General features: G+C 69.9%; 23 protein-coding genes. 13 read left to right on the forward strand and 10 right to left on the reverse strand.

Annotated features, from left to right (window positions below; genetic code table 11):
• Positions 1–53: 53 nt before the first annotated feature.
• On the reverse strand, positions 54–707 hold the full coding sequence (locus tag ncot_RS18560; protein WP_206065041.1) for an SDR family oxidoreductase: 654 nt from the start codon (positions 705–707) through the stop codon (positions 54–56).
• Positions 708–822: 115 nt separating this feature from the next.
• Between ncot_RS18560 and ncot_RS18565 the strand changes: the two genes are divergently transcribed.
• The gene (locus tag ncot_RS18565; protein WP_240937978.1) at positions 823–2,532 is read left to right on the forward strand and encodes an FAD-binding dehydrogenase; all 1,710 of its coding nucleotides are present in this window, start codon (positions 823–825) and stop codon (positions 2,530–2,532) included.
• Positions 2,532–3,326: an SDR family NAD(P)-dependent oxidoreductase gene (locus ncot_RS18570; RefSeq protein ID WP_168618937.1), complete on the forward strand. Its 795-nt coding sequence runs from the start codon at positions 2,532–2,534 to the stop codon at positions 3,324–3,326. The genes ncot_RS18565 and ncot_RS18570 overlap by 1 nt, the downstream gene beginning before the upstream one ends.
• 25 nt (positions 3,327–3,351) lie before the next feature.
• On the opposite strand, the gene ncot_RS18575 is transcribed toward ncot_RS18570, so the two are convergent.
• Positions 3,352–5,109, reverse strand: a complete 1,758-nt coding sequence (locus ncot_RS18575; protein WP_168618938.1) for a DEAD/DEAH box helicase — start codon at positions 5,107–5,109, stop codon at positions 3,352–3,354.
• Between the two features lie 24 nt (positions 5,110–5,133).
• Positions 5,134–5,985: an alpha/beta fold hydrolase gene (locus tag ncot_RS18580; RefSeq protein ID WP_168618939.1), complete on the reverse strand. Its 852-nt coding sequence runs from the start codon at positions 5,983–5,985 to the stop codon at positions 5,134–5,136.
• A gap of 125 nt (positions 5,986–6,110) precedes the next feature.
• Here ncot_RS18580 and ncot_RS18585 point away from each other — a divergent pair, with 125 nt between their 5' ends.
• The 6 genes from ncot_RS18585 to ncot_RS18610 are packed head-to-tail and all read left to right on the forward strand — an operon-like array spanning position 6,111 to position 13,784.
• Positions 6,111–7,550 (forward strand): aspartate aminotransferase family protein, encoded by a 1,440-nt coding sequence (locus ncot_RS18585; RefSeq protein WP_206065042.1) that lies wholly within the window; start codon positions 6,111–6,113, stop codon positions 7,548–7,550.
• Positions 7,547–8,887, forward strand: a complete 1,341-nt coding sequence (locus ncot_RS18590; RefSeq protein WP_168618940.1) for a SidA/IucD/PvdA family monooxygenase — start codon at positions 7,547–7,549, stop codon at positions 8,885–8,887. Before ncot_RS18585 ends, ncot_RS18590 begins: the two co-directional genes overlap by 4 nt.
• Positions 8,884–9,417: a GNAT family N-acetyltransferase gene (locus ncot_RS18595; RefSeq protein ID WP_168618941.1), complete on the forward strand. Its 534-nt coding sequence runs from the start codon at positions 8,884–8,886 to the stop codon at positions 9,415–9,417. The genes ncot_RS18590 and ncot_RS18595 overlap by 4 nt, the downstream gene beginning before the upstream one ends.
• Positions 9,414–11,183: an IucA/IucC family protein gene (locus ncot_RS18600; protein ID WP_168618942.1), complete on the forward strand. Its 1,770-nt coding sequence runs from the start codon at positions 9,414–9,416 to the stop codon at positions 11,181–11,183. The genes ncot_RS18595 and ncot_RS18600 overlap by 4 nt, the downstream gene beginning before the upstream one ends.
• Positions 11,184–11,211: 28 nt before the next feature.
• Positions 11,212–13,254 carry a penicillin acylase family protein gene (locus ncot_RS18605; RefSeq protein WP_168618943.1) on the forward strand — a complete coding sequence of 681 codons (2,043 nt, stop codon included), beginning with the start codon at positions 11,212–11,214 and terminating at the stop codon, positions 13,252–13,254.
• On the forward strand, positions 13,251–13,784 hold the full coding sequence (locus ncot_RS18610) for a GNAT family N-acetyltransferase (protein ID WP_168618944.1): 534 nt from the start codon (positions 13,251–13,253) through the stop codon (positions 13,782–13,784). The genes ncot_RS18605 and ncot_RS18610 overlap by 4 nt, the downstream gene beginning before the upstream one ends.
• A 29-nt stretch (positions 13,785–13,813) precedes the next feature.
• Here the strand turns inward: ncot_RS18610 and ncot_RS18615 are convergent, their stop codons facing one another.
• Positions 13,814–14,776 carry an alpha/beta hydrolase gene (locus ncot_RS18615; RefSeq protein WP_168618945.1) on the reverse strand — a complete coding sequence of 321 codons (963 nt, stop codon included), beginning with the start codon at positions 14,774–14,776 and terminating at the stop codon, positions 13,814–13,816.
• 248 nt (positions 14,777–15,024) lie between these two features.
• On the opposite strand from ncot_RS18615, the gene ncot_RS18620 reads away from it, so the two are divergent.
• From ncot_RS18620 to ncot_RS18635, 4 genes are all read left to right on the forward strand, one after another.
• The gene (locus ncot_RS18620; protein WP_168618946.1) at positions 15,025–15,630 is read left to right on the forward strand and encodes a YceI family protein; all 606 of its coding nucleotides are present in this window, start codon (positions 15,025–15,027) and stop codon (positions 15,628–15,630) included.
• Between the two features lie 174 nt (positions 15,631–15,804).
• Positions 15,805–16,698 carry a GNAT family N-acetyltransferase gene (locus ncot_RS18625; RefSeq protein WP_168618947.1) on the forward strand — a complete coding sequence of 298 codons (894 nt, stop codon included), beginning with the start codon at positions 15,805–15,807 and terminating at the stop codon, positions 16,696–16,698.
• Between the two features lie 50 nt (positions 16,699–16,748).
• Positions 16,749–17,618 carry a hypothetical protein gene (locus ncot_RS18630; protein WP_168618948.1) on the forward strand — a complete coding sequence of 290 codons (870 nt, stop codon included), beginning with the start codon at positions 16,749–16,751 and terminating at the stop codon, positions 17,616–17,618.
• Positions 17,619–17,737: 119 nt separating this feature from the next.
• Complete coding sequence (locus ncot_RS18635) at positions 17,738–18,310, forward strand: NADPH-dependent FMN reductase (RefSeq protein WP_168618949.1); 573 nt, start codon at positions 17,738–17,740, stop codon at positions 18,308–18,310.
• A 1-nt stretch (position 18,311) separates the two neighbouring features.
• On the opposite strand, the gene ncot_RS18640 is transcribed toward ncot_RS18635, so the two are convergent.
• The 3 genes from ncot_RS18640 to ncot_RS18650 all read right to left on the reverse strand — a co-directional run bounded on the left by ncot_RS18640 (position 18,312) and on the right by ncot_RS18650 (position 20,615).
• On the reverse strand, positions 18,312–18,743 hold the full coding sequence (locus ncot_RS18640; protein ID WP_168618950.1) for a pyrimidine dimer DNA glycosylase/endonuclease V: 432 nt from the start codon (positions 18,741–18,743) through the stop codon (positions 18,312–18,314).
• A gap of 62 nt (positions 18,744–18,805) precedes the next feature.
• A complete protein-coding gene (locus tag ncot_RS18645) occupies positions 18,806–19,279 on the reverse strand; it encodes a hypothetical protein (RefSeq protein WP_168618951.1) in 474 nt (157 codons plus the stop codon).
• Positions 19,280–19,343: 64 nt separating this feature from the next.
• Positions 19,344–20,615, reverse strand: coding sequence for an MFS transporter (locus ncot_RS18650; protein WP_206065043.1), 1,272 nt, complete (start codon positions 20,613–20,615; stop codon positions 19,344–19,346).
• Positions 20,616–20,654: 39 nt separating this feature from the next.
• Between ncot_RS18650 and ncot_RS18655 the strand changes: the two genes are divergently transcribed.
• Positions 20,655–22,172: an SDR family NAD(P)-dependent oxidoreductase gene (locus ncot_RS18655; protein ID WP_168618952.1), complete on the forward strand. Its 1,518-nt coding sequence runs from the start codon at positions 20,655–20,657 to the stop codon at positions 22,170–22,172.
• A 69-nt stretch (positions 22,173–22,241) separates the two neighbouring features.
• Here ncot_RS18655 and ncot_RS18660 read toward each other — a convergent pair whose 3' ends face one another.
• Genes ncot_RS18660 through ncot_RS18670 form a run of 3 tightly spaced genes read right to left on the reverse strand, consistent with a single transcriptional unit; the run spans position 22,242 to position 26,402 of the window.
• The gene (locus tag ncot_RS18660; RefSeq protein WP_168618953.1) at positions 22,242–23,288 is read right to left on the reverse strand and encodes a GTP pyrophosphokinase; all 1,047 of its coding nucleotides are present in this window, start codon (positions 23,286–23,288) and stop codon (positions 22,242–22,244) included.
• Positions 23,289–23,337: 49 nt separating this feature from the next.
• On the reverse strand, positions 23,338–24,822 hold the full coding sequence (locus ncot_RS18665) for an aldehyde dehydrogenase family protein (protein ID WP_168618954.1): 1,485 nt from the start codon (positions 24,820–24,822) through the stop codon (positions 23,338–23,340).
• Positions 24,819–26,402 carry a GMC family oxidoreductase N-terminal domain-containing protein gene (locus tag ncot_RS18670; RefSeq protein WP_168618955.1) on the reverse strand — a complete coding sequence of 528 codons (1,584 nt, stop codon included), beginning with the start codon at positions 26,400–26,402 and terminating at the stop codon, positions 24,819–24,821. Before ncot_RS18670 ends, ncot_RS18665 begins: the two co-directional genes overlap by 4 nt.
• Positions 26,403–26,408: the final 6 nt, after the last annotated feature.

Here is a 26,408-nt window from a genome sequence, read left to right on the forward strand (position 1 = left end):
GTCACAGTAGGACGAAGGAGGCACTCCTGCCCAGCGACTCGCGAGCGGTGCGGTCAGGCCGGGTAGTGGACCAAGGACGTCCAGGCGCCCTCCCGACGAACCGCGGAGTGGATGGCGGCCGCCACGTTCTTCGGCGTGAAGGTGCCCGTGGAAGAGAGCACGCCGTCCACCTGCACGTTCACCGCCCGGATCCCGTCCGGGGCCAGCGTGGTGTCGAGGCTGGTGACCAGGTTGCGCAGCGCCGCCTTCTGCACACCGAGCGCGGCCGCTTCGTGCCACGGCTTGTCGGCGGCGGCGCTCCCGGTGGTCACGATCCTGGCCCCCGCCGGCATCCAGGGCCGGGCCGCCTGGACCGCGGGAAGCAACGGGGCCACGCCGAGCCGGAGGTCCCCGATCAGCTCCTCGACCCCGAGCCCGAGAGGATCCTGCTGCCGCCAGGCGCTCGGGTTGAAGTGCAGCACGTCGATGTGGCCGTGGCTGCGTCCGACCTCCTCGACCACGCGGCGTACGCCGGCCTCGTCGGTGAGGTCCACCCGGACGGTCTCGATCTTGGCGCCGGCGCCCCGCAGCTCGTCGGCCAGCGCCGCGAGGCGGACGATGTTCCGGGCGGCCAGCACCACGCGGTACCCGTCGTCGTGGAAGCGGCTGGCCACGGCTGCGCCGACACCGGGTCCGGCACCGAGGACCAGCAGAACGGGAAGGGTCACGTGGCCATTGAACATGCAGTTGGACGACTTTGTCGGCCAGATGCGTGCGCAGGTCCCGCGATCGTCGGCCCCCGTTGCCTACCGGCCAGTAGAGAATCGGCTAGATTCGGGCATCGTGAGCGACTCCGCAGCTGTTGACCCCGTCCCCTCGGCCTCGACCGACTTCACGCCCGACGTCATCGTCGTGGGCGCCGGGCTGGCCGGCCTGGTCGCGACCCACGAGCTGACCCGCGCCGGCAGGAAGGTGCTCGTCGTCGAGCAGGAGAACCGCCACAACCTCGGGGGCCAGGCGTTCTGGTCGCTGGGCGGGCTGTTCTTCGTCGACTCGCCCGAGCAGCGACGCATGGGCATCAAGGACTCACCCGAGCTGGCGATGCAGGACTGGCTCGGGTCGGCGGCCTTCGACCGCCCGGACGACGAGGACGTGTGGGGCCGCCGATGGGCGGAGGCGTACGTCGCGTGGGCGGCGTCCGGCAAGCGCGACTACGTGCGCGAGCTGGGCCTGAAGTTCCTCCCGTTCGTCGGCTGGGCGGAGCGCGGTTCCGGCTCGGCCAGCGGCCACGGCAACTCGGTCCCGCGCTTCCACCTGTCGTGGGGCACCGGCCCGGCGGTGGTGGAGATCTTCGAGAAGCCCGTCGTGGCTGCCGAGGCCAACGGCCTGGTCCGGTTCGCGTTCCGGCACCAGGTGGACGAGATCATCACCGAGGACGGTGCGGTGGTCGGCGTACGCGGCTCGGTGCTCGAGCCGAGCACTGCCGAGCGTGGTGTGAGGTCGTCGCGCGAGGTGGTTGGCGACTTCGAGCACCGTGCGGCTGCGGTCGTGGTGACCTCCGGCGGCATCGGCCACAACTTCGAGCTGATGCGCAAGAACTGGCCCACCGATCGACTCGGCCCGGCGCCCAAGCACATGATCGCGGGTGTGCCCGCCCACGTCGACGGCCGGATGCTGGCGATCTCGGAGCAGGCCGGCGCCCAGCTGGTGAACAAGGACCGGATGTGGGCCTACACCGAGGGCATCCACAACTGGGACCCGATCTGGCCCGACCACGCGATCCGCATCATCCCCGGCCCGTCGTCGCTGTGGTTCGACGCCCTCGGCAACCGGCTGCCCTCGCCCAACTTCCCGGGCTTCGACTCGATCGGCACGATGAAGGAGATCCTGGCCACCGGCCACGACTACTCCTGGTTCGTGCTGACCCAGAAGATCATCGAGAAGGAGTTCGCGCTCTCGGGCTCCGAGCAGAACCCCGACATCACGCGGCGCGACCTCAAGTTCATGCTGCAGTCGCGCCTGGCCAAGGGTGCGCCGGGTCCGGTCGAGAAGTTCAAGGAGCACGGCGAGGACTTCGTCGTCGCCGACACGATCGAGGAGCTCGTCGCGGGGATGAACCGGCTCGGTCGCGACGGCGCCGAGATCGACGCCGCACACCTCGAGAAGCAGGTCGTCGAGCGCGACCGCCAGCTCGGCAACGCCTTCTCCAAGGACATGCAGCTGATGGCGATCCGCAACGCGCGCCACTCTCGCACCGACAAGCTGATCCGGGTCGCGCCGCCGCACGAGATCCTCGATCCGGCCAACGGTCCGCTGATCGCGGTGCGGCTCAACATCCTCTCCCGCAAGACCTTGGGCGGCATCCAGACCAACCTCGACTCCCAGGTGGTCGGCGCCGACGGTTCGCCGATCGCCGGCCTCTACGCCGCGGGCGAGGTGGCCGGCTTCGGCGGTGGCGGCGTGCACGGCCACAACGCCCTCGAGGGCACCTTCCTCGGCGGCTGCATCTTCTCGGGCCGGGCGGCCGGCCTGGCGCTGGCTCGGGACCTGTGATGGCGCCCACCGCCCTGGTCACCGGCGCCTCCTCCGGCATCGGGAAGGCGACGGCAACCGCCTTGCGGGACAGGGGATTCCGGGTCATCGGCACCAGCCGCAATCCGGCAACCGCGCCTGAGGTCAACGGCATCGAGTGGTTGGCCCTCGACCTCGAGTCGCGGGAGTCGATCGTGGCCTGCGCGCAAGCAGCCGGGACGGTCGACGTGCTGGTCAACAACGCCGGTGAGTCCCAGTCGGGCGCCTTCGAGGAGCTGCCCCTCGATGCGCTCGACCGACTGTTCCAGCTCAACGTCCTGGGCCCGGTCCAGCTCACCCAGCTCGTGCTTCCCGGCATGCGCGAGCGCGGCCACGGCCGGGTGGTGATGGTCGGGTCGATGATCGCCAGCTTCCCGCTGCCCTACCGGTCGTCGTACGCCGCGACGAAGGCCGCGATCAGGGCGTTCGCCACGGCCGCCCGCCCGGAGCTGTCGCCCCACGGCGTGTGGCTGACGACCGTGGAGCCCGGATCGATCAACACCGGCATCAGCCAGCGACGCACGAAGTACGTCGCCGACGACTCGCCCTTCAGGGCGGAGTGCGACACGGTCATCGACGTGCTCGACGCCAAGGAGTCCAGGGGCATCAGCGCCGAGGCGGTCGCCGAGACGATCGTCGCCGCGGTCGAGGAGGACGAGCCGAGGTCTCTCTACGCGCGCGGCAGCATGGCGCCGGCGGTCTTCGCGCTGCGCCGGCTCGCGCCCCGTGGCGTGGTGGAGAGGATCACGAGCCGGATGTTCGGCCTGAAGCGCTGACCCAGCCGGGCAGCGCGCCGCAGGGTCAGTCGCGGTGCTTGTGGCGCGGCTTCTTGTCGAACTTCTTCGGACCGCGGTCGTCGTAGGAACGCTTGGGGCGACCGCCGGCGACCTCACCCTCGGCCCTGCTCAGCTCGATGAGCTTGCCCGAGATGCGGGTGCCACGCAGGGAGTCCCACGCGGAGGAGGGCAGGTCGGTGGGCAGCTCGACGATGGAGTGGTCGGCGCGGATGTCGATCTTGCCGAAGTCGCTGCGCTGCAGGCCACCCTCGTTGGCCAGGGCGCCCACGATCTGGCGCGGCTCGACCTTGTGCCGCTTGCCGACCGAGATCCGGTACGTCGACAGCGGGACGTCACTGCGTCGGCTGAACGAGCGCTCCTTGCGCGGTCCGCGGTCAGGACGCTCGGTGCGCTCGGGGCGTTCCTTGAACTCGCGGGCCGGGCGCACGGGCTCCGGGTCGAGCAGCAGCGGGGTGTTGGCGTGCATCACCGCGGCCAGGGCGGCAGCGACGTCGATCTCCGGGACGTCGTGCTCCTTGACGTAGTGGTTGACGACATCGCGGAAGAAGTCGACGTTCTCCGAGGCCAGGGCCTCGGTGATCGAGTCGTCGAAGCGCGAGAGGCGCGTGGTGTTGATGTCCTCGACCGTCGGCATCTGCATCTGCGTCAGCGTCTGGCGGGTGGCCTTCTCGATCGCCTTGAGCAGGTAGCGCTCACGCGGCGTGATGAACGAGATCGCGTCGCCGGAGCGTCCCGCGCGGCCGGTGCGGCCGATGCGGTGGACGTAGGACTCCGTGTCGGTCGGGATGTCGAAGTTGACGACGTGGCTGATCCGCTCGACGTCGAGGCCACGGGCGGCGACGTCGGTGGCGACCAAGATGTCGAGCTTGCCGGCCTTGAGCTGGTTGATCGTGCGCTCGCGCTGGTTCTGGGCGACGTCACCGTTGATCGCGATCGCGGAGAAGCCACGGGCGCGCAGCTTCTCGGCCAGCTCCTCGGTGGCCGACTTCGTCCGGGCGAAGATGATCATCGCCTCGAAGTTCTCGATCTCGAGGATGCGGGTGAGCGCGTCGACCTTCTGCGGCCACGACACCGTCATGTAGCGCTGGGTGATGTTGGCCGCGGTGGTGGTCTTGTTCTTGACCGTCACCTCGACCGGGTCGGTGAGGTACTTCTTGGAGATCCGACGGATCTGCGACGGCATGGTGGCCGAGAACAGCGCCACCTGCTTGGTGTCGGGGGTGTCCTTGAGGATCGTCTCGACGTCTTCGGCGAAGCCCATCTTGAGCATCTCGTCGGCCTCGTCGAGCACCAGGAAGCGCAGCTCGGACAGGTCGAGCGTGCCCTTCTCGAGGTGGTCCATGATGCGGCCGGGGGTGCCGACCACGATGTGCACTCCGCGGCGCAGGGCCGAGAGCTGGACGCCGTATCCCTGGCCGCCGTAGACAGGGAGCACGTGCACGCCGTTCAGGTTGGCGGCGTACTGGCCGAAGGCCTCGGAGACCTGCAGCGCCAGCTCGCGGGTCGGTGCGAGCACCAGCGCCTGCGGGGTCTTCTGCTTCAGGTCGAGCTGGGAGAGGATCGGCAGCGCGAAGGCCGCGGTCTTGCCGGTCCCGGTCTGCGCGAGGCCGACGACGTGGCGCCCCTCGAGCAGCGGCGGGATCGTGGCCGCCTGGATGGGGGACGGTGACTCGTAGCCGATCTTCTTGAGCGCCTTGAGCACCCGTTCATCGAGCCCGAGTTCGTCGAAGGTCGGGACAGCATCGATTTCAGGGTCAGTCATGTGACCAAGGTAGTGCCCCGCGGCTCAGGAGCCGCCATTCTCGACCGAGTCGATCCGCTCACACACGATCTCGGCCAGCACGTCGGGAGCCTCGTCGGGGATCCAGTGCGACACGCCCCCGAGCACGTGCAGTGAGTAGGGCGCGTCGACGTACTCCTCGGTGAGGTCGATGCCCCTGCGACCCAGCGCCACGTCCCGGTCGCTCCACACCATCGTCGTGGGCACGCTGATCCGGCCCGTCGCCGCGCGCGGGTCGGTCAGCGGCAGGGCGCGGTACCAGTTCAACGCCCCGGGCAGGGCGCCGTGGTCGACGATGTCGCGCTGGTAGGTCTCGGTCATCCCACGGGTCATCCCGGAGCCGCCGAGGAACCGTCCGGCCCGGCGCGGGTCGGAGAGCAGCTTCTCCGGAAGGCGCGGCAGCTGGAAGGCACCGATGTACCAGCTCTTCGCGGCCTGGGCGCCCAGCATCGAGCGCAGGAACGCGGTCGGGTGCGCGACCGAGACCGCGGTCAGCGAGCGCACCCGGGCCGGGTCCGTGGCCACGGCCCAGGCCACGACCGCGCCCCAGTCGTGGCCGACCAGGTGCACCGGCCCGGCGTCGAGGGTGTCGATCAGCTGGTTGACGTCGGCGGCCAGGTGGCCCAGCCGGTACGCCGACCGGCCGCGTGGGCGGGCCCGCGGCGAGTAGCCACGCTGGTCGGGGGCGACGGTGCGGATGCCCTGGCCGTGGAGCAGTCCGGCGACACCGTTCCACGAGGAGGCGCGCTGCGGGAAGCCGTGCAGCAGGACTGCCACCGGGCCGTCGATCGGGCCCTCGTCGATCACGTCGAAGGTGAGTCCCGCATGGCTGAAGGTGGAGAGCCGCGACGCCGTCATGGCGCCAGTATGGCGCGACCGTCGAGCGGCCTCGATGCGATCCACGTCACATGCCCACCCCCTCGACAAACGCCCCGTCCGGGTCACTAAGGTAAGCCTAACCTTATTCTCGGAAGGAGTTCGCGGTGACCCCATCAGCCTCCGCGCACCACCTGTTCCACCCGATCAACTCCGACGCCTGGGCGACCTCGCTGCTCACCGGCATCGACCACCTGTCCCGCCAGCTGCGCTCCGTCACCGGCCCGTCGAACGGCACGGCCCCCGAGCTCGCCGCCAAGCTGGTGGCCGACGTCGACCTCGACGCACCGTTGGGCGACACCGCCGCCGCCCTGGCGGAGATGTCGAAGCTCTACCTCGACGACGCCGTCTGGTTCCACGAGACCGGGTACGCCGCCCACCTGAACTGCCCGATCGTGATCCCCGCACTGGTCGCCGAGCTGTTCGTCTCGTCGGTGAACTCCTCCCTCGACACCTACGACCAGAGCATCGGCGGCACCTTCATGGAACGCCACCTGGTCGACTGGACGGCGAACCGCATCGGGTTCCCGGAGGGCTCCGCCGACGGCATCTTCACCAGCGGCGGCACCCAGTCCAACCTGCAGGCCCTCCACCTGGCCCGTGACCGTGCCGCCTCGCACGGCCTCGACCGGCTGCGCATCTTCACCTCGACCGACGGCCACTTCAGCGTGCAGAAGGCAGCACGGCTGCTGGGCCTCGGCGACGACGCCGTGGTCTGCATCCCGGTCGATGCCCAGCACCGGATGCAGGCCTCGGCACTGGCCGACGCCCTGGCCGGCTGCGTGGCCGACGACCTCGTGCCGATGGCCGTGGTGGCCACCGGGGGCACCACCGACTTCGGTGCGATCGACCCACTGGACGACGTCGCCGACCTGTGCCACGCCTACGCCACGTGGTTCCACGTCGACGCGGCCTACGGCGGCGGGCTGCTCGCCTCGCAACGGCGCCGGCACCTGCTCGGCGGGATCGAGCGGGCCGAATCGGTGACCGTGGACTACCACAAGACGTGGTTCCAGCCGGTCTCCGCGAGCGCGATCATCGTGCGCGACGCCGCGACGCTGCACCCGGTCACCTGGCACGCCGACTACCTCAACCCCAAGGACGCAGCGCACCCCAACCAGGTCGACAAGTCCCTGCAGACCACGCGGCGCTTCGATGCCCTGAAGCTGTGGCTGACCCTGCGGATCATGGGCCCAGACACGATCGGGGACTACTTCGACACCGTGATCGACCTGGCCGGCGAGGTGCACGCCGCGCTGGTGCGCTGCGCCGACGTCGAGGTGGCCGCCGAGCCCACCCTGAGCACGGTGGTCTTCCGCTACCGCCCCCACCACCTGGATCCCACCCGCGTCGACGAGCTGAACACCCGGATCCGCTCGGCGCTCTTCGCCAGCGGTCGCTCGATGGTCGCCTCGACCAAGGTCAACGGCGAGGTCTGGCTCAAGTTCACCCTGCTGAACCCGCTGGCCACCGCCCTCGACATCCTCGGGATCGTCGACCAGGTACGCGCCGCGGGCGCCGAGATGCTGATGGGGGCGGACCGATGAAGGACTTCGTCGCGATCGGCCTGGGTCCCTTCAACCTCGGCCTGGCTGCTCTCACCGACCCGATCGACGACCTCGACGGGATCTTCCTCGAGGCCCGCTCCCACTTCGACTGGCACCCGGGGATGCTGCTCGACGACGCCACCCTCCAGGTGCCCTTCATGGCCGACTTGGTCACGATGGCCGACCCGACCTCGCGCTTCTCGTTCCTCAACCACCTCAAGGAGGTCGGGCGGCTCTACCCGTTCTACATCCGCGAGTCGTTCCACCCCTTGCGCCGCGAGTTCAGCGACTACTGCCGCTGGGCCGCCGAACGCCTCGACTCCGTGCGCTTCGATTCCCCGGTCACCCGGGTCGAGCACGACGGCACGGCGTACGTCGTCACGACCGCCGGCGGAGAGGTCCACCGTGGCCGCCGGCTGGTGCTGGGCACCGGCACCCAGCCCTACGTCCCGGAGGTGGCGCGCGGGGTCCTGGGTCTCGACACAACCCGCTCGTTCCTCGCGGGCCGCTCGACCAACGAGGAGCGCACGGTCACCTGCCACTCGGCCGACTACCTCCACCGCAGGGCAGAGCTGCAGCGGCTCGAGTCGATCACCGTCGTGGGCAGCGGCCAGAGCGCCGCCGAGGTGTACGCCGACCTGCTGGCCGGAATCGACGAGCACGGCTACACGTTGAACTGGGTCACCCGATCGCCCCGCTTCTTCCCGATGGAGTACACCAAACTGACCCTGGAGCTGACGTCACCGGAGTACTCGGCGTACTTCCAGGACCTCCCGCCCGGTGTCCGCGACACGTTGTTGCGGGAGCAACGCTCGCTCTACAAGGGCATCAGCTCCGAGACGATCGACGCGATCTACGACGAGCTCTACCGCCGTGAGGTGCAGGGCGGCACGCGCACCACCCTGGTCACCAACACCGCCGTCACCGGCGCCGAGCACGTGGCCGGCGGCACCCGCCTCGAGCTCCACCACGTCGAGCAGGACGAGCACTTCTCGCTCGAGACGCAGGGGCTGGTCCTCGCCACCGGCTACGGCCGCGAGGTGCCGGCGTTCCTCTCCCCCGTCCGCGACCGGATCCGCTGGGACGACCACGGTCGTTTCCTGGCCTCGTCGACCCATGCGATCGACAGCGCCGGCGACGAGATCTTCGTGCAGAACGCCGAGGAGCACACGCACGGCTTCGTCGCACCGGACCTCGGGATGGGTGCGCACCGCAACTCGGTGATCATCGCAGCGATGCTCGGCCGCGAGGTCTACCCGGTGGAGAAGCGGATCGCGTTCCAGGAGTTCGGCGTCCCCGACCACCTGCGCGGCGGACACCCCGGAGGCACCCGATGAGGCTCACCCTCGAACCACTGGCCGTCGAGCGGGACCTCCCGCTGCTGCACGCGTGGGTGACCCATCCGCGCTCCGTCTTCTGGGAGATGCAGGGCGCCACCCTCGAGGAGGTGGCCCGCGAGTACGACGCGATCACCGCGGATCCACACCACCACGCCTGGCTGGGACGGGCCGACGGGGTGCCCCAGTTCCTCGCCGAGACCTACGACCCGCGCCACGGACCCCTCGCCGGCCTGCCCGAGGTCGTCGCAGGAGACCTGGGCATGCACGTGCTGGTGGCACCTCCGTCGGCCCACCGGCCGGGGTTCACCACCGACGTCTTCCGCGCAGTGATGGACTTCTGCTTCGACGACCCCGCCGTGCAGCGCGTGGTCGTCGAGCCCGACGTGCGCAACGAGAAGATCGCAACGATCAACGCCGGCGCGGGCTTCGTGGTCGAGCGCGAGGTGGACCTCGGCCACAAGACCGCGGCACTGTCCTCCTGCACCCGCTCCGCCTACGCCGCCGCACGCCTGGGAGCCCCCGCATGAACGTCGACGTCTCCCACCTGACCCCCGAGAACCTCGCAGCGGCGCAGAGATCCCTCGTCTGCAAGGCGATTGCGGAGTTCTCCCACGAACGGCTGCTGACGCCGGTTCCACGTGGAACCACGTTCTCCCTCGACTCCCCGGACGGCTCGGTGCGCTACGGCTTCGTCGCGCGACGGCACGAGCTGGAGCACTGGAGCATCGACCGCGACTCTCTCGTCCGCACCGTCGACGACGAGGAGCGTCCGCTCGACGTCCAGCAGTTCCTCGTCGAGTTCGCGCCGGTGCTGGGGATCCCCGACGCGCTGCTGCCGACCTATCTCGAGGAGGTGGCCAGCACGTTGGCGTCGTGCGCGTGGAAGCTCGAGCACTCCACGACCACCGTCGAGGAGCTGCTGCACGCCGACCACCAGGAGATCGAGGCGGCGATGACCGAAGGGCATCCCGCATTCGTGGCCAACAACGGCCGGATCGGCTACGGCAGCGACGACTACGCGGCGTACGCCCCGGAGACGGGCAGCGCGGTGCGACTGGTCTGGGTGGCCGTACGCCGCTCGCTGGCCGCCCTGTCGCTGGGCAGCGGGCTCACCGAGGACGACCTCTACCGCGACGAGCTGGGTGCGGGGACGCTGCGTCGCTTCGCGACTGCCCTGGCCGACCTCGGTCTCGCCGCGGCGGACTACCTCTACCTCCCGCTGCACCCCTGGCAGTGGATCAACCGCGTGACGATCACGTTCGCGCCCGACGTGGCCCGGCGCGACATCGTGTTCCTCGGCGAAGGTGACGACGACTACCGCGCCCAGCAGTCGATCCGCACGTTCTTCAACACCAGCGCGCCCGAGCGGCACTACGTGAAGACCGCACTGGCGATCCAGAACATGGGCTTCCTGCGAGGGCTCTCCCCGAAGTACATGGCGGTCACGCCGGCCATCAACGACTGGGTGCACGACCTGGTCGCGGGCGACGAGGAGCTGCGGGCACGGGGCTTCCGGGTGCTGCGTGAGTGCGCTGCGATCGGCTACACGGGCGACGCGTTCCACGCCCTGGGTGCCACCTCGCCCTACCAGAAGATGCTGGCCGCCCTGTGGCGCGAGAGCCCACTGCCCAAGCTGGCCGATGGCGAACGCCTGGCCACGATGGCCTCGCTGCTGCACCGCGACGCCAAGGGGTCGTCGTTGGCGTCGGCGATGGTCGCCGCGTCCGGGCGCAGTCCCCAGGAGTGGCTGGGCAGCTATCTCGACGCCTACCTGCGTCCCCTGGTGCACTGCCTCCTGCGCTACGACCTGGCGTTCATGCCCCACGGGGAGAACCTGGTCATGGTGATCCGCGACCACACACCGGTGGCGATGTTCATGAAGGACATCGGGGAGGAGGTCGCCGTGATGGGAGACCTGGCCCTGCCGCCCGAGGTCGAGCGGATCCGGGCCTCGGTCCCCGTCGACGAGCAGTCGCTGGCCATCCACACCGACGTCTTCGACGGCTTCTTCCGACACCTGGCCACGATCCTCGACGAGGACGGTGTCCTCCCCGGGTCCGCCTTCTGGTCCGAGGTGCGGGCCTGCCTCGACCGGCACCTCGCCGACCACCCCGAGCTGGCTGACGCGGCCGCGAGGCACGACCTCACCCGGGCCACGTTCCGGCACAGCTGCCTGAACCGGCTGCAGCTGCGCAACACCCTGCAGATGGTGGACCTGGCCGACCAGGCGGCATCCCTGATGTTCGCTGGAGAGTTGGCCAATCCCGTGGGTGCTGGAAGGGTTGGGACGTGAACACCCCACCGCTGTGCAGGCCCGGCTCATGAGCTCCGAGGTGATCCACGACGCCTTCGGCATCCCGCACATCAGGGCCGACTCGCTCGAGGAGCTGGCCTTCGCGCAGGGGCACGAGATGGCCCGGGCCCGGGCGGCCCAGATCGAGCTCGAGAGGTTGCGCAGCGAGGGTGGGACCGCGGCCCACCTCGGTCCGGCCGGGCTCGAGTGGGACCGCTTCTCGCGTCGTGCGGGGATCGACGCGCTGGCCCAGCGCGCGTTCGACACCGTCGACGACGAGACCCGTGACTTCCTGGTCGCCTTCACCGACGGCATCAACGTGGCGTTCCGCGACCGGCGCTGGATGCCGTGGACCCCGCTCGGCGTCTTCCTCGTGCAGCAGGTGCAGTTCGGTTCCTACCCCTCGAAGCTGTGGCGCGACCGCGTCGCGCGGCGACTCGGCCCCGCCGGTCTGCGCGCCCTGTCGGTCGAGCCGCCGGCGGCCGCAGGATCCAACGCGTTCGCGCTGACCGGTGCACGCACGGCCACCGGCTCACCGATCGTGGCCGGCGACCCGCACCGGGTCTTCGAGGCGCCCAACGTCTACCTCCAGACCCACCTGGCCTGCCCCGACTTCGACGTCGTCGGGTTCACCTTCCCCGGTGTCCCGGGCATCCAGCACTTCGGCCACACCGGCTCCGTGGCCTGGGGCCTGACCAACGCGATGGGCGACTACCAGGACCTGTACGCCGAGCAGCTCGAGGTCCGCGACGGCGTCCTGTCGGCCCTGGGCCCGGACGGCTGGGCACCGGTCGAGGTGCGTGAGGAGACCATCGACGTCCTCGACGACGAGCCCGAGGTGATCGAGGTCGTGGTCACCGAGCGCGGACCGATCGTCTTCGACGACCAGCCGGTCGCGTTGCGCACGGCGTCGTACGCCCTGGGCGACCTCGGCTTCGGCGCCCTGCTGCCCCTGCTCCGCTCCCGCAGCGTCACCGAGGTCGAGGCGGCCCTCGAGCACTGGGTGGAGCCACTGAACAACTGGGTGGTCGCCGACACGGCCGGCGTCGTGCGGCACCGCGTGGCCGGCAGGGTGCCCGAGCGCGACCTCGCGAACCGCTTCGGCATCGTGCCCGCAGCCGAGCCCCGCCACGTGTGGACCGGCTGGGTCGACGAGATGCCCGTGGTCGACCCCGGCGACCAGGGCCGGGTGGTCACCGCCAACGAGCGCACCACGCCGGCGTACGACGCGATCAGCAGTCACTTCGCCGAGCCCTGGCGAGCCGACCGGATCAGCCAGCTGCTGGACGAGCGCGACGACTGGAGCGCCGACGACGCGATCCGGCCGTTGACCGACGTCCGCCAGCTCGGGGCCGAGGCCCTGCTGGAGGCCCTGGCCGCGCTCCCGGAGGTCTCACCGACCGCGGAGCTGCTGCGCGGGACCCTGGCGGCCTGGGACCTCGAGATGGCCGTCGACAGCCCCGGCGCCGCGGTCTTCAACGCTGTGCGCGAGCAGTTCGTGCACCATCTGTGCGGCACCGGGCCGCTGCAGAGGCTGGCCGACGTCGATGTCCACGGCGTGATGCACCGGCCGTGGCTCTCGACTGCCTCCCGGGTCGGTCAGTCCATCCCACAACTCCTCGTGCACGGGCATGAGCTCGACATCGACGTGCCGGCACTGCTGCGCGCCTCGCTCGAGGCGGCTGCCACGGACGTCCGCCCGTGGGGCGAGCGCCATGGCTTCGGGCCGTTGACCGGCCTGGCTCAGTTCGGCCTCGACGACGAAGCCGTGCCCGTGGCCGGGGTGCCGTTGCCCGGCGACGCCAGCTCGGTCGCCGCCAACGGCTGGATCCCCGGCACCGACACGGCGGTCCGTGGGCCGGTGGCTCGATATGTCTGGGACCTGGCTGATCGCGACCGGAGCCGCTGGGCGGTCCCCCTCGGCAGCAGCGGCGTCCCCGGCAGCCCCCACGAGGCCGACCAGTTCGAGGCCTGGGCCAGCGGCACGCTGCTCCCCGTCACCACCGACTGGAAGGTGCTCCGCGAGGACGCCGCCCGTCGTTCGAGAACCACCACGGAACAGGACCGATGACGACCACTCTCAACGCCCGGATTGTCCTTCGGCCCGTCGACCCGGCCACCGACAGCGCCCTGCTGCACCGGTGGGTCACCGAGGAGCGCGCCCGGTTCTGGGGCATGCTCGACCGCTCCGTGGCCGAGGTCGAGGAGATCTACGCCTACATCGACGAGCAGGACCACCTGGCGGCACACCTCGTCTGCTGGGACGACGAACCGTGGGCACTGTTCCAGACCTACGACCCGGCCGTCGACGAGATCGGCCAGTTCTATGACCGCCTGCCCGGTGACATCGGCGTCCACCTGCTGATCGGCCCCGGCAAGCGCCCGGAAGGCTTCACCGACGCCCTCTTCGCACACCTCACGACCTGGGTGTTCTCCGACCCGAAGGTGCAGCGCGTGGTGCTCGAGCCTGACGTGCGCAACGAGAAGTCGCTCAACATCCTGGGCAGGCTGGACATGCAGGTCGGCCCCCAGGTCGCCATGCCGGAGAAGAAGGCGCAGTTCGTCTTCCTCTCCCGGGCCGACTGGACCGCCGCCGGCTGAGGAGGTCGCCGGTCGAGGACGCGAAGACCTCAGACCGCGAGGTCGGCCACTGCGCGCAGGCGCGGACGGGAGCCGATCCGCTGCTGCACGAAGTCGGCAACGAGGTCGATCGCCCCACTGCTCTCGGGGAGGAGGTCACCCAGCACCGGGAAGGCGTGCACCTGGCCCTCCCAGATGTGGGTGGTGACCGACACCCCGGCACGCTGCAGTCGCTGCGTCATCAGCTCCGCGTCGTAGCGAAGGATCTCGTCGGCAGCGCAGATGATCATCGTCGGCGGCAGCTTGGCGAGGTCGCGGTTCACCGGCGACATGGCGGGGTCGTGGATCGGCTTGCCCGTGACCAGGCGGGCGATGGCGTCGAGGCGACGCGAGGGGATGTAGTGGTCACGCCGCGCGTTCTCGTGGTTGCGGCGCTCGGTGTTGTCGAACTCCAACCACGGCGACAGGCCGACCACACCGGCGAGCGCGATGCCTTGGCCAGCCGCCTCGAGCGCGACGGCGAAGGCCAGGTGACCGCCGGCCGAGTCACCCGCGAGCACGAGCTGGTCCGGGTCGAAGCCCCGCTCCACCATCCAGTTGGTGGCGTCGACACAGTCGGCGATGCTCTGGTCGACCAGCGCCTTGTCGTGCTGCCGGTAGGCCACGCTGAGCACGGGCAGGCCGGTGCGCAGGGCGAGGTGCTCCACGATGCGGCGATGGGTGGCGAGTCCGCAGAACACGAAGGCGCCGCCGTGGAAGTAGACGATCGCCCCGGGGCCGGAGGAGGCGCCCCTGGGCGCCACGAGCTCGCCCGTCCAGCCCTCGCCGGAGATCGTCTCGTGACGGGTGTCGCGATGGCGCGGGGCGAGCCGGGCTCCGAGGTCGATGCTGTGGCGCAGGGGGGCGATCGGGCCGCTGACCGGGAACCAGCGCATGAACGGTCGGGCCACCGCCTTCGCCGCCGTTCCGACGACGACCGAGCGCAGGCTGTCGCGCTGGTGCACCTCGATCATCGGAGATCTCCTGTCGCCGTGCCGCCCGCTTCTCGGAATCGATCAAAATCTTGACAACCATCAAGCGTTCGGCGACCTTACGACGCCGGTATGGCCCAAGTCACGCATTTGCGCTGAAGCCGATGGCTCGAGCACCCCATCGTGTGAAGTGGCTCACATTCGTTGCCATTCAGGAATGAGTCCGGCAGTGTTGTAGTTGAAGATTCAATGAAAGCCCCAACCATCACCATCTTCAGGAGCCCACCACCATGAGCATCTTCAGCCGCAACAAGTCCACCGCCGTCGCCGAGCCCGTCTTCGACGCCGGCACCAGCGCACTGTCCGACATCTCCGGCGACTACACGATCGACGCCAGCCACACCTACATCGGCTTCCAAGCCCGGCACGCGATGGTCACCACCGTCCGCGGTGCGTTCAAGGACTTCGAGGGCAAGGCCGTCGTCGACGCCGCCAACCCGGCCAACTCCAAGGTCGAGCTGACCATCGCGGTGAACAGCCTCGACACCGGCGTCGCCGACCGCGACGGCCACCTCGCCTCGGGCGACTTCTTCGACGTCGAGCAGTACCCGAACATCACCTTCGTCTCCACCAAGGTCGAGGCCGACGGCGACGACTGGAACGTCACCGGCGACCTGACCATCAAGGACGTCACCAAGCCCGTCACCGTGCCCTTCGAGTTCACCGGCTCCGCCCAGGACCCGTTCGGCAACGTGCGCGTGGGCTTCGAGGGCGAGGTCGCCGTCAACCGCAAGGACTGGAACCTCTCCTGGAACGCCGCGCTCGAGACCGGCGGCGTGCTCGTCTCCGAGAAGGTCAAGCTCAAGTTCGACGTCTCCGCGATCAAGAACGCGTGATCCGAACCGTGCGTCACTGACGCACGGTGACCATCGCGCAGAACCGGCCGACCCGTCTCGGAGTCGGCCGGTTCGGCATTTCGCCGGGCCGAGGTGCACCTGATGTCTCGCACCTGGGACGGATACCGACAAAATGGGATGCGGCACCCGGCCCGAAAGGGCTTCAATCCGGGCATGGAACTTCCCCCGGGCCTGACCACCAGAGCCCTGTCCTTCGACGATGCGCAGTCGGTCACCGATGCGATGGCGGCCGACGAGGTCGCCGCGACCGGGGAGGCGGCGATCGAGCTGGCTGACATCGTCAGCGACTGGCGGCGCCCCAGCTTCGACCTGGCCACCAGCACGATCGGCGTCTTCGAGTCGGGCCGACTCCTCGGCTATGCCGAGCTCGGCGGCCACGACCGGGCTGACGCCGCAGTGCACCCCGACCACCACGGCCGCGGGGTCGGCACCTGGTTGGCGCACTGGGTCGTGGCCACCGCCCGATCGCGAGGTGCGTCGGTGGTGGGCATGCCGGTCCCGCAGGGGTCGACCGCAGACACCCTCCTGGCCACCCTCGGCTTCCGGGTGCGCTGGAGCTCGTGGATCCTCGAGCTCCCCACCGGCTCCGCGATCCCACCGCGGCCACTGCCGGAGGGCCACACCATCCGCGCGGCCACCGACGAGGACCACCGGGCCGCGTGGACCGTCGTCGAGGACGCCTTCCTCGAGTGGTCGGACCGGGAGCGCGACCCGTTCGAGGACTTCCTGGCCAAGGTGGTGCAGCGACCGGGCTTCCGACCCTGGCACCTGCGGGTCGCGGTGGACCCGGCCGGCTCGGTGGTCGGGGTCTCCTCGCTGGTCATGGCGCAGCAGTGCGCGTTCGTCGAGCGCCTCGCCGTACGCCGGGACGTGCGCGGGCGCGGACTCGCCCAGGCACTGCTGGCCGACTCGTTCACCCAGGCCCGCGCCCACGGCGCAGACCGGTGCGAGCTGAGCACCGACTCGCGCACCGGGGCACTGTCCCTCTACGAGAAGGTGGGCATGGTGGTCACGTCGACGTGGGTGAACCGCGCCATCGACCTGTAGTCGTGGGATATTTGGGCGAAATCGCCCTCGCCGCAATCCCGGGAGCCCCCATGGTCAAGAAGTCGTCGTCCGGCAAGAAGATCGTCCGGGCCGAGAAGAAGGCCCCGTCGACCGGCGCTCCGCGTTCCCCGGGTGGCTCCGATCACCGCGGGGAGGCCGATGTCCCGGAGATCGACCCCAGCTGGAAGCCGTCGGCCGGGGCGAGGAAGAAGGCGACCACGTTCCGGCTGGTGGCCGCAGCCCTGTGGGCGCTGGCGATCGCCGGCGAGCTCCTCGGCATCTTCTGGGTGCTGAAGCAGGACGACGTCAACATGATCGTCCTGATCGGGCTGATCGTGGTGATCGGTGCCCTGGCCATGGGCGGCTCCTTCCTGTGGAAGAAGGCCAACCGGCTCGACCCGGCCTCACGTCAGGAGACCGTGCGGTTCTTCGTGCAGAACCAGCTCGGCGCGATCGTCACCGTCGTCGCGTTCCTGCCGCTGATCGTGATGATCTTCCTCAACGGCGACCTGGACAAGAAGGACAAGGCCGTCGCCGGCGGCATCGGCATCGCGGTGATGGTGGTGGCCACCCTGTTCGGGGTCGAGTGGGACGCGCCGTCGGTCGAGCAGTACACCGAGGAGACCAACCAGGTCGAGCAGATCACCGGCGAGAACCTCGTCTACTGGACCAAGTCGGGCGAGGTCTTCCACCTCTGCGCGGACGCCTCCGCGGTCAACCTGGAATCGAAGGACGGCCGGATCTTCGAGGGCACCGTGGCCGAAGCACACGAGGCCGGCAAGTCCCGGTTGACCAAGCAGGTCAAGCAGGAGACCCGCCAGTGTGGCTTCGACACGCCCGACGAGGCCGCCGGAGACGTGCCCAGCGACGAGGTCGACCCGTCCGGATCCGTGGAGCCGACGCTCGAGCCGACCGAGTGACCCGAGGCCCACGGGCCTCCGCGCGTCCATGCCGACATGCGGGACATTGTGCTCATCCCGCCTCTTCGGCATGGTGAGGACTGTTCGGAGCGGACAAAGCGACTGATGGAGGAACTGGAATGACAGTGCACAAGGTCGGCTTCTTGGTCGGCAGCCTCTCGAAGGACTCGATCAACCGGCGGCTCGCCAACGCCTTGATCCCGCTGGCCCCCGACAACCTCTCGTTCGAGGAGATCCCGATCAAGGACCTCCCTCTCTACAACCGTGACCTCGACGGCGACTACCCACCGCCCGCGCGAGCGCTCAAGGAGCAGGTCGCCGGAGTGGACGCCCTGCTGTTCGTCACGCCCGAGTACAACCGCGACATCCCCGGTGGGCTGAAGAACGCCATCGACTGGGCCAGCCGTCCGTGGGGCCAGAACTCCTTCTCCCGCAAGCCGTCGGCGGTCATCGGCGCCTCACCCGGCAACATCGGCACCGCCGTCGCCCAGCAGAACCTGCGCAGCGTGCTGAGCTTCTGCGACTCCCCGCAGATGAACGCTCCCGAGGCCTACATCAAGTTCACCGACGGACTCATCACCGATGACGGCACGGTCACCGACGCCGAGACCGAGGAGTTCCTCCGCGGGTTCATGGCCAACTTCGGTGAGTTCGTCACGCGGGTCCGTGCGGTGATTCCTCCGGAGGAGTGAGTCACCGGACCACTTCCCACGGCTCCACCGGCCCCCGGCGTACGTCGAAGACCGGGTGCACCCGAGGGGTGCGCGCGAGCAGGGCCCGGTGGCGTGCCGGGTCACGCACCTCGAGCTTGGCGAGCAGGTGCTGCCACTCGTGCGCGACCTGGCCGTCGGTGACCGGCATCCGCAGCGCGTCGTCGCGCGGGGCCACCACCCGCCCGCGGTCGAAGCCGTAGCCCCGCGCGTCGGCCTCGTCGGCGACACCGTGCAGGTAGGTCGCCACGGCCGTGACCGGATCGTCGGTGGCACGGAACCGGACCAGCTGGGGGTGGTTGCGATAGCCCTGGGTCAGGCCGCGCAGCACCTTCTGCGCCAACAGGGTCTCGCGCCAGCACGCGACCAGGCCCCGCACGTCCAGCTGATCGGGGTGGAGCGACCAGATCCGCATGCCCGGAGCCTACGAGACCGGCCGCCCCCGGCCGCGGGAGGTCCGACGCGCAACCCGACCGGTCAGATCCAGTCCGGCTCACCGAACGCCTGGATGACCTGCCGGTGCTCCACCCGTGCCCGTGAGCAGGCGCGGCAACGCCCCGCCAGCTCCAGGAGCTCGTCGACCGGGCAGGTCGCGGACTCCGTGAGAAGCAGCGTCCGGCTCCCGTCGAAGGTGAGGTTGAGCGCCAGCGCCGGCGAGGACGCCACACCACTGGGGTCGATGTCGAGGAGTCCTGCGGTGACCGCGTCGTAGGCGGCGCCGAGCACGCCGCCCTTGCGCCTCTCGACGACGAGGCCACCGTCGAAGGTGTGCAGCACCAGGTCGCCCGACTTCTGCTTGCGTCCACCGACCAACCGGGACCGCAGACCGGCGCGACCGGGGGTCGACGACGACGGCCGGACCACGGTGGCACTGCGCTCCCAGAATCCCAGGCCCTGACCGAGGGCGAACTCGTAGGCACGGTGCGTCATGTCGCATCGTGTGTCGGCCATCACACCTCCTGGTCAGGTGGGGTCACGTTAGTTGCATGTGGCACCCATGTCGAGGGACACCGCGTCACACGGGATCGGGGCGGGCCAGCCGATAACGGACGAACGCAGGTGCCGCCAGCGCTGCCCCGATCGTCAGCACCACCACGAGGATGCCTCCGCCGGCGGCCGCGGTCGCCGTACCGGCCATGGCTGCGGCGCCTCCGTGGGCGACGTCGGCGATGCGTGGGCCGCCGGCGACCACCACGATGAAGACTCCCTGGAGCCGGCCGCGCACCTCGTCGGAGGCCGCGCTCTGCAGCATGCTCTGCCGGAACGCCGCCGAGACCATGTCGGCCGCGCCGCCGACCATCAGCATCGCCACCGCACCAGCCAGCATGAGGCCGCCACTGCCGTTCGCGAGACCCACGAAGATCCCGAAGAGGGCGATCGCGGCACCCCAGACCAGGATCGCGATGATCACGGCACGTCCCTGGCGCTCCACGCGCGAGACCCAACCGGAGAACACGCCCCCGAGAACGGCGCCGGCCGGGATCGCCGCGAAGAGCAACGCGAAGGCGAGCCCACCGTCGGCAGGACCACCGAAGTCGGTGTTGGCCATCTCGGGGAAGAGGGCGCGGGGCATGCCGAACACCATCGCGATGATGTCGACGACGAAGCTCATCATCAGCACCTTGTGACCGCGAAGGTACCTGAACCCGTCGATCACCGACCGCAGCCCGGGTGCCTGGACGACGCCCTCGATCGGCAGCGCGGGCAGCGCCAGCACGGCGAACAGGGTGGCGAACAGGGTCACCGTGTCGACCAGGTAGAGCCAGGCGAAGCCGAGCACCGGGATCAGCGCGCCGCCGACCATCGGTCCGGCGATCGCGCCGGCCATGAAGACCGTCATGTTGAGCGAGTTGGCCGCGGGGAGCAGCCGTGCCGGCAGGATCTTGGGCAGCACCGCGCTCCGAGTCGGCTGGTTGACCGCGAAGAACGCTTGCTGCAGGGAGAACAACCCGAGCAGCAGCCACACGTCGCGGTTGCCGACGGCGGCCTGCAGGCAGAACAACCCACTGGTCACGATCAGGCCGACCGTGGTGATCATCAGCAGCCGCCGCCGGTCCACGGCATCGGCGAGCGCACCGCCCCACAGGCCGAACACCACCAGCGGGACCAGGCCGAAGACGCCGGTGAGACCGACGTACGCCGAGGAGCCGGTGATCGCGTAGATCTGGGCCGGCACGACGACCACCGTGAGCTGGGCGCCGATGACCGTGATGATGTTCGCGACCCACAGCCGCCGGAAGTGGTCGTTGCGCAGCGGCTCGGTGTCGGCGACCAGGGCTCTCAGCACGAAGTAGGACGCTACTGGACGGGGGCCTACAATCTGGCGGTGACCAAGCCAGCCGAAGACGCCTCCCCCACGCGCGAGGCGATCGACCCCGACGAGCTGGCGATCGCGGTCAGGGTGCTCGACCAGCTGCACGAGCTGCCCAGCGACCACCCGGACGTGACCACGGTCAAGCACGCGGCCTCCCACATGTACAAGGCGCTCAAGCAGACCCGCCGGCTGCGCAAGCGGGCTGCCGAGGCGGCCGCCGACCGGGCCGTCATCGAGTCCACCGCGACCGGTTCACGCATGCGGATCGACGACGAGACCCAAGGCATCCCGCTGGTCTCGAACACCACGGGTGACTTCGCCGGCGAGCTGCTCAAGCCGCGTGGCTGCTACATCTGCAAGCGCGACTACACCCTGGTCGACGCCTTCTACCACTGGCTGTGCCCCGACTGCGCCGCGTTCTCCCACACCAAGCGCGACCAGCGCACCGACCTGTCCGGCAAGCGCGCGCTGCTCACCGGCGGCCGCGCCAAGATCGGCATGTACATCGCGTTGCGGCTGTTGCGCGACGGCGCGCACACCACCATCACGACGCGCTTCCCGAAGGACGCCGTACGCCGGTTCTCCGCACTCGAGGACAGTGACGAGTGGCTGCACCGGCTCAAGATCGTCGGCATCGACCTGCGCGACCCCACCCAGGTCGTGTCGCTCGCCGAGGACGTGGCCGCCTCCGGGCCGCTCGACATCCTGATCAACAACGCCTGCCAGACCGTGCGCCGGTCACCGGGCGCCTACAGCCAGCTCGTCGAGATGGAGTCGGCTCCCCTGCCGAGCGACCGCGAGCTCCCGGAGATGGTCTCCTTCGACCGGATCTCCGAGGCCCACCCGGCCGCGATCGCCGGCGCTCTCGAGCGTGATGCGGTCGCCCAGCACGAAGGTGAGTCGATCGAGCACGCGCGGGCCGCGCACACCGCGGCCTCGTTGACCGCGTTGGCGCTCTCCGCCGGGAACGCCTCGCTCGAGGCGCACCTGGCCGGGACCGCCGTCGACGCGGGCGGACTGCTGCCCGACACCCAGACCAACAACTCGTGGACCCAGGTCGTCGACGAGGTCGACCCCCTGGAGCTGCTCGAGGTGCAGTTCTGCAACTCGATCGCACCGTTCCTGCTGGTCTCCAACCTGCGCCCGGCAATGCGGGCCGCCGTGGCCGCCGGAGCCCGCCGGGCGTACGTCGTCAACGTGTCGGCGATGGAGGGCCAGTTCTCCCGGCGCTACAAGGGCGCCGGCCACCCGCACACCAACATGGCGAAGGCCGCGCTGAACATGATGACCCGCACCAGTGCCGGCGAGATGTTCGAGACCGACCAGATCCTGATGACCGCCGTCGACACCGGTTGGATCACCGACGAGCGCCCCCACCAGGACAAGCTGCGCATCGCCGCCGAGGGGTGGCACGCACCGCTCGACCTGGTCGACGGCGCGGCCCGGGTCTACGACCCGATCGTGATGGGTGAGGCCGGCGAGGACATCTACGGCTGCTTCGTGAAGGACTTCAAGCCCAGCCCCTGGTGAGCTCACGTCCGCGGGGCTGTTGTCACTTCGCACGCAACCGGACACCCGCGGAGTGACGTGGACACGGCGTTACTCGGGGTCGGGGCTCGGGACGGGGTGGTCGGAGGGGTCGGGCAGGTCGGGGAGGTCGGCGCGCAGCTTCTCCAGGCGAGCGCGCAACAGCTCGACGCGGTGGGCATTGCCGTGCAGGCCGACGTAGCGCGCACCGAAGACGGCGAGCAGCGCGTCGTCGAGTCGGCGCACGGCGCCGGCGGGATACTTGTAGCCCATCCGGGCGTCGATCGACTCGGTGTCGATGGAGGTGAGCAGCCCGGAGAGCTCGTCGAGCGAGGCGATGCCCAGCTCCAGCAGCAGCCCCGAGATCCACGCGTAGTGGTCGGTGCGGGACCAACCCACGTCGGCGTACTGGGTGCCGAGGAAGGTGGCCAGCTCCTTGGCGTCGATGCGCGGGTCCTGCTCGTCGGTCTCGTCGCGCTCCTCGGTGACCGTGGCCCGGAGGACGTCGCGGATCCGGGAGAACTCCTTGTCCGCCAGCTCGATCAGCCCGGCGGCCAGGGTGAAGCGGCGGTCGAGGTCGGGGGCGTGCTCCTCGGGGATCTTGCCCTTGTAGCGGATGTCGTGCTCGAACTCGGCCCAGGCGTGCTGCAGCACCGTGCGGATCTGGACCGACGCGTTGTGGCCCCGCAGCCGACCCGGGCCGTCGTCCGGCACGGTGGCCAGGACGTGGCGGCTCGAGTAGCCGAACCGCCCCTCGTTGGCCGTCTCCTGGCCCAGGTCACGGTCGTCGAGGACCACCAGCTCGTCGCCGAGCACGTCGGCCACGGCCGCCACGTCGGCGTGCACGTAGGTGATCACCCGGACCCCGATCATGTCGGTGATCTCGGTGAGCGGGTCCTCGTCGTCGGCCAGCCGCTCGGCCTTGCCGGCGTAGGACGCGACCGACTTGGTGCGTCCGGTGACGCTCAGGTAGTTGATGCCGGCGTCGTCGAGCATGTGGGTGATCAGGCCGACATACTGCTTGGTGATCGCCTGCAGGCCCGGCTGCTGCGCGGCGTACTTCTGCACGGCAGCAGAGGCTGCTGGCGTGCGGCCGCGGTGCCGTGGCTTCCTGGACATGCCCCACAGACTGCCAGAACCGGTGGTCGTGTGTGGAGCGACGGTCGGTTCAGTCGGACATTCCGCGGACCTGGGAGGCGCGTCCGTGGAGCGCGGTCAGCAGCGTGGCGAACGCGGTCTCCTCCTTCTCACCCCGGGTGAAGCTGGTCAGGTTGAGCAGCGGCTTCATCCGCTGGCGGGTGGTGGAGTGGGTGTAGGTGAACTCCCTGAGGCCGTCCTCCCCGTGGATCCGACCGAAGCCGGACTCACCGACACCACCGAACGGCAGCGACGGCACGCCGGCGAAGGCGATCACGGAGTTCACCGAGGTCATCCCGGAGCGGAGCCGTCGGGCCAGCTCGGCGCCGCGCTTCTTGCTGTAGACCGCTCCACCGAGGCCGTACCTGCCGCCGTTGGCCAGCTCGACGGCCTCGTCCATGTCCTTGACCCGGGTCACGGTGACCGTCGGACCGAAGGTCTCCTCCGTGATCGCCAGCGAGTCCTCGGGCACGTCGACCAGGATCGTCGGCTGGATGAACCGGTCGCCCACCGCTGCCGCGCCACCGATCACCGCACGGCCACCGCGGGACAACGCATCCTCGATGTGGCTGCGCACGACACCGACCTGGCTCTCCATCGTCATCGGCCCGAGCTGGGCCCCGACATCGGCTCGCACCCCCGTGCTGGCCTTGGTCAGCTCGGCCAGGAACTCGTCGTACGCCTGCTCGTGGACGTAGACCCGCTCCACGCCGACACAGGTCTGGCCCGCGTTGGAGAACGCTCCCCAGGCGGCGGCATCGGCCGCCGCCACCAGGTCGGCGTCGGAGTCGACCAGCATGGCGTCCTTGCCGCCGGCCTCGATGACCACGGGCGTGAGGTTCTCCGCACACGTGGCCATCACCTTCTTCCCGGTCGCGGCCGAGCCGGTGAAGGCGAGCTTGTCGATGTCGGCGCGGCACAGCTCCGCCCCGGTCGGACCGACGCCGTGGACGCAGGTGAGCAGGCTCTGGTCGGGCAGCACCTCCGAGAGGCTGTCGGCCAGCCACTGGCCGACCCCGGGCGTGTGCTCACTGGGCTTGAAGACCACCGCGTTGCCGGCCGCGAGAGCATAGACGATCGAGCCCATCGGGGTGAAGACGGGGTAGTTCCACGGGCCGATCACCCCGATGACACCGAGCGGCTTGTACTCCTTCTCGGCAATCTGGTTCGACATCAGCAGCCCGGGGTTGACCTTGCGGCGACCCAGCGTCTTCCTGGCGTGGCCGGCCGCCCAGGCCAGGTGGTCGATGGCCAGACCGATCTCGAGGATCGCGTCGGCGTGCGGCTTGCCGGTCTCCTCGTGCACGACCTGGGCCAGCTGCGCCATCCGTCGCGTGATGACGCCGCGCCACTGGGCCAGCACGTCCTTGCGGCCGTCGTACCCGATGGAGACCCACCACGGGAGGAGCGCCCGGGCCCGGTCGACGGCGACCGCGATCGACTCCGCGTCGTCGATGGGGTAGGTGCCGACCACGTCGCCGGTGATCGGGTTGAGTGATTCGAGCTTGTCGGTCATCGGTCCTCCTGGTTGCGGATCAGGTCGGCAGCCTTCTCGCCGATCATGATGGTGGGGGCGTTGGTGTTGCCGCGCGGCACCATCGGCATCACGCTGGCGTCGACCACCCGGAGGCCGTCGACCCCGCGCACCCGGAGCTCCGGGTCCACGACGGAGCGCTCGTCGTCTCCCATCGCGCACGTGCCGACCGGGTGGTAGAGCGTCTGCCCCAGCGTGCGGATGTGCTCCACCAGCTGCGTGTTGTCGGGGTCGTCGGTCCCCGGCATCGCCGGACCCGCGATGAACGAGGCCAGTGGACCGGTGCGCGTGGTCTCGAGCAGTCGCTTGGCCCCGGCCACCATGGCGTCGAGGTCGGCCTGGTCGTCGAAGTACTTCGGATCGATCTCGGGGTGCCACCGGGGATTGGCCGAGCGGAGCCGGACGTGGCCCCGGCTGGCCACGTTGACCAGCGTCGGCGCGACGGTGACCTTGCGGGTGGTGGCCTCGTGCAGGCCGTTGTCCCAGAATCCGCACGGTGCGACGTGGGCCTGCAGGTCCGGGGCGGCCAGGTCGTCGCGGCTCTTCCAGAAGCCTCCGCCCTCGCCGACGTTGGAGACCAGTGGTCCGGTGCCGCGCGCCTTGGCCCGCACGAAGTTGGACAGGTTGTTGAAGTCGGCCAGGTCGGTGGTGCCGGTGGTGTGGAAGACCAACGGAACCGCAGGATGGTCATGCAGGTTCTCGCCCACCATGGCCAGGTCGGCCACCACGTCGATGCCGAGCTCGCGCAGGTGCGCGGCCGGGCCGACGCCGGAGAGCATCAGCAGCTGCGGCGAGTTGATCGCCCCGCCGCTCAGGATGACCTCGCCGTCGACGAAGGCCGTCTGCGCCCCCTGCGCGGTCAGGTAGGCGACGCCCTTCGCCCGGCCGCCCTCGATCAGCACCCGCTCGGCGAGGGCTCCGGTGCGGATGGTCAGGTTCGGGCGGTCGGCGGCCGGGTCGAGATAGGCCCGCGCGGTCGAGCAGCGGCGCCCCTTGTGCTGGGTGACCTGGTAGAGCCCCGCCCCCTCCTGCTCGGGCCCGTTGAAGTCGTCGGTGGGCTTGAAGCCGCTCGCCACCGCGGAGTCGACCCACGCCTCGGTGAGCTCGTGGGTGTAGCGGCGGTCCTCGACGTGGAGCGGACCGTCCTGTCCGTGCAGCGGCCCGCCGAGGCGTGCGTTGTTCTCGGCCCTGACGAAGTAGGGCAGCACGTCGTCGTGCCCCCAGCCGGTGGCGCCGTACTCGTCACGCCAGGTGTCGTAGTCGAGCCGGTTGCCGCGGATGTAGATCATCGCGTTCATCGACGAACAGCCGCCGAGCGCCTTCATCCGCGGCCAGTCGGTGCGTCGCCCGTGGAGCTGCTTCTGCTCGGCGGTGCGGTAGTTCCAGTCCCAACGCGTCTTGATCAGGGTGGCGAACGCGGCCGGGACCGAGATCTCGTCCGCATCGGCGGGCGGGCCGGCCTCGAGCAGGAGGACCGTGGTGCCGGGGTCCTCGGTCAGCCGGTTCGCGAGCACGGCGCCGGCGCTGCCGGCACCGACGATGACGTAGTCGAAGGTCTCCACCTCTCG

It is taken from the genome of Nocardioides sp. JQ2195, from assembly GCF_012272695.1.
Classification (GTDB): Bacteria; Actinomycetota; Actinomycetes; order Propionibacteriales; family Nocardioidaceae; genus Nocardioides.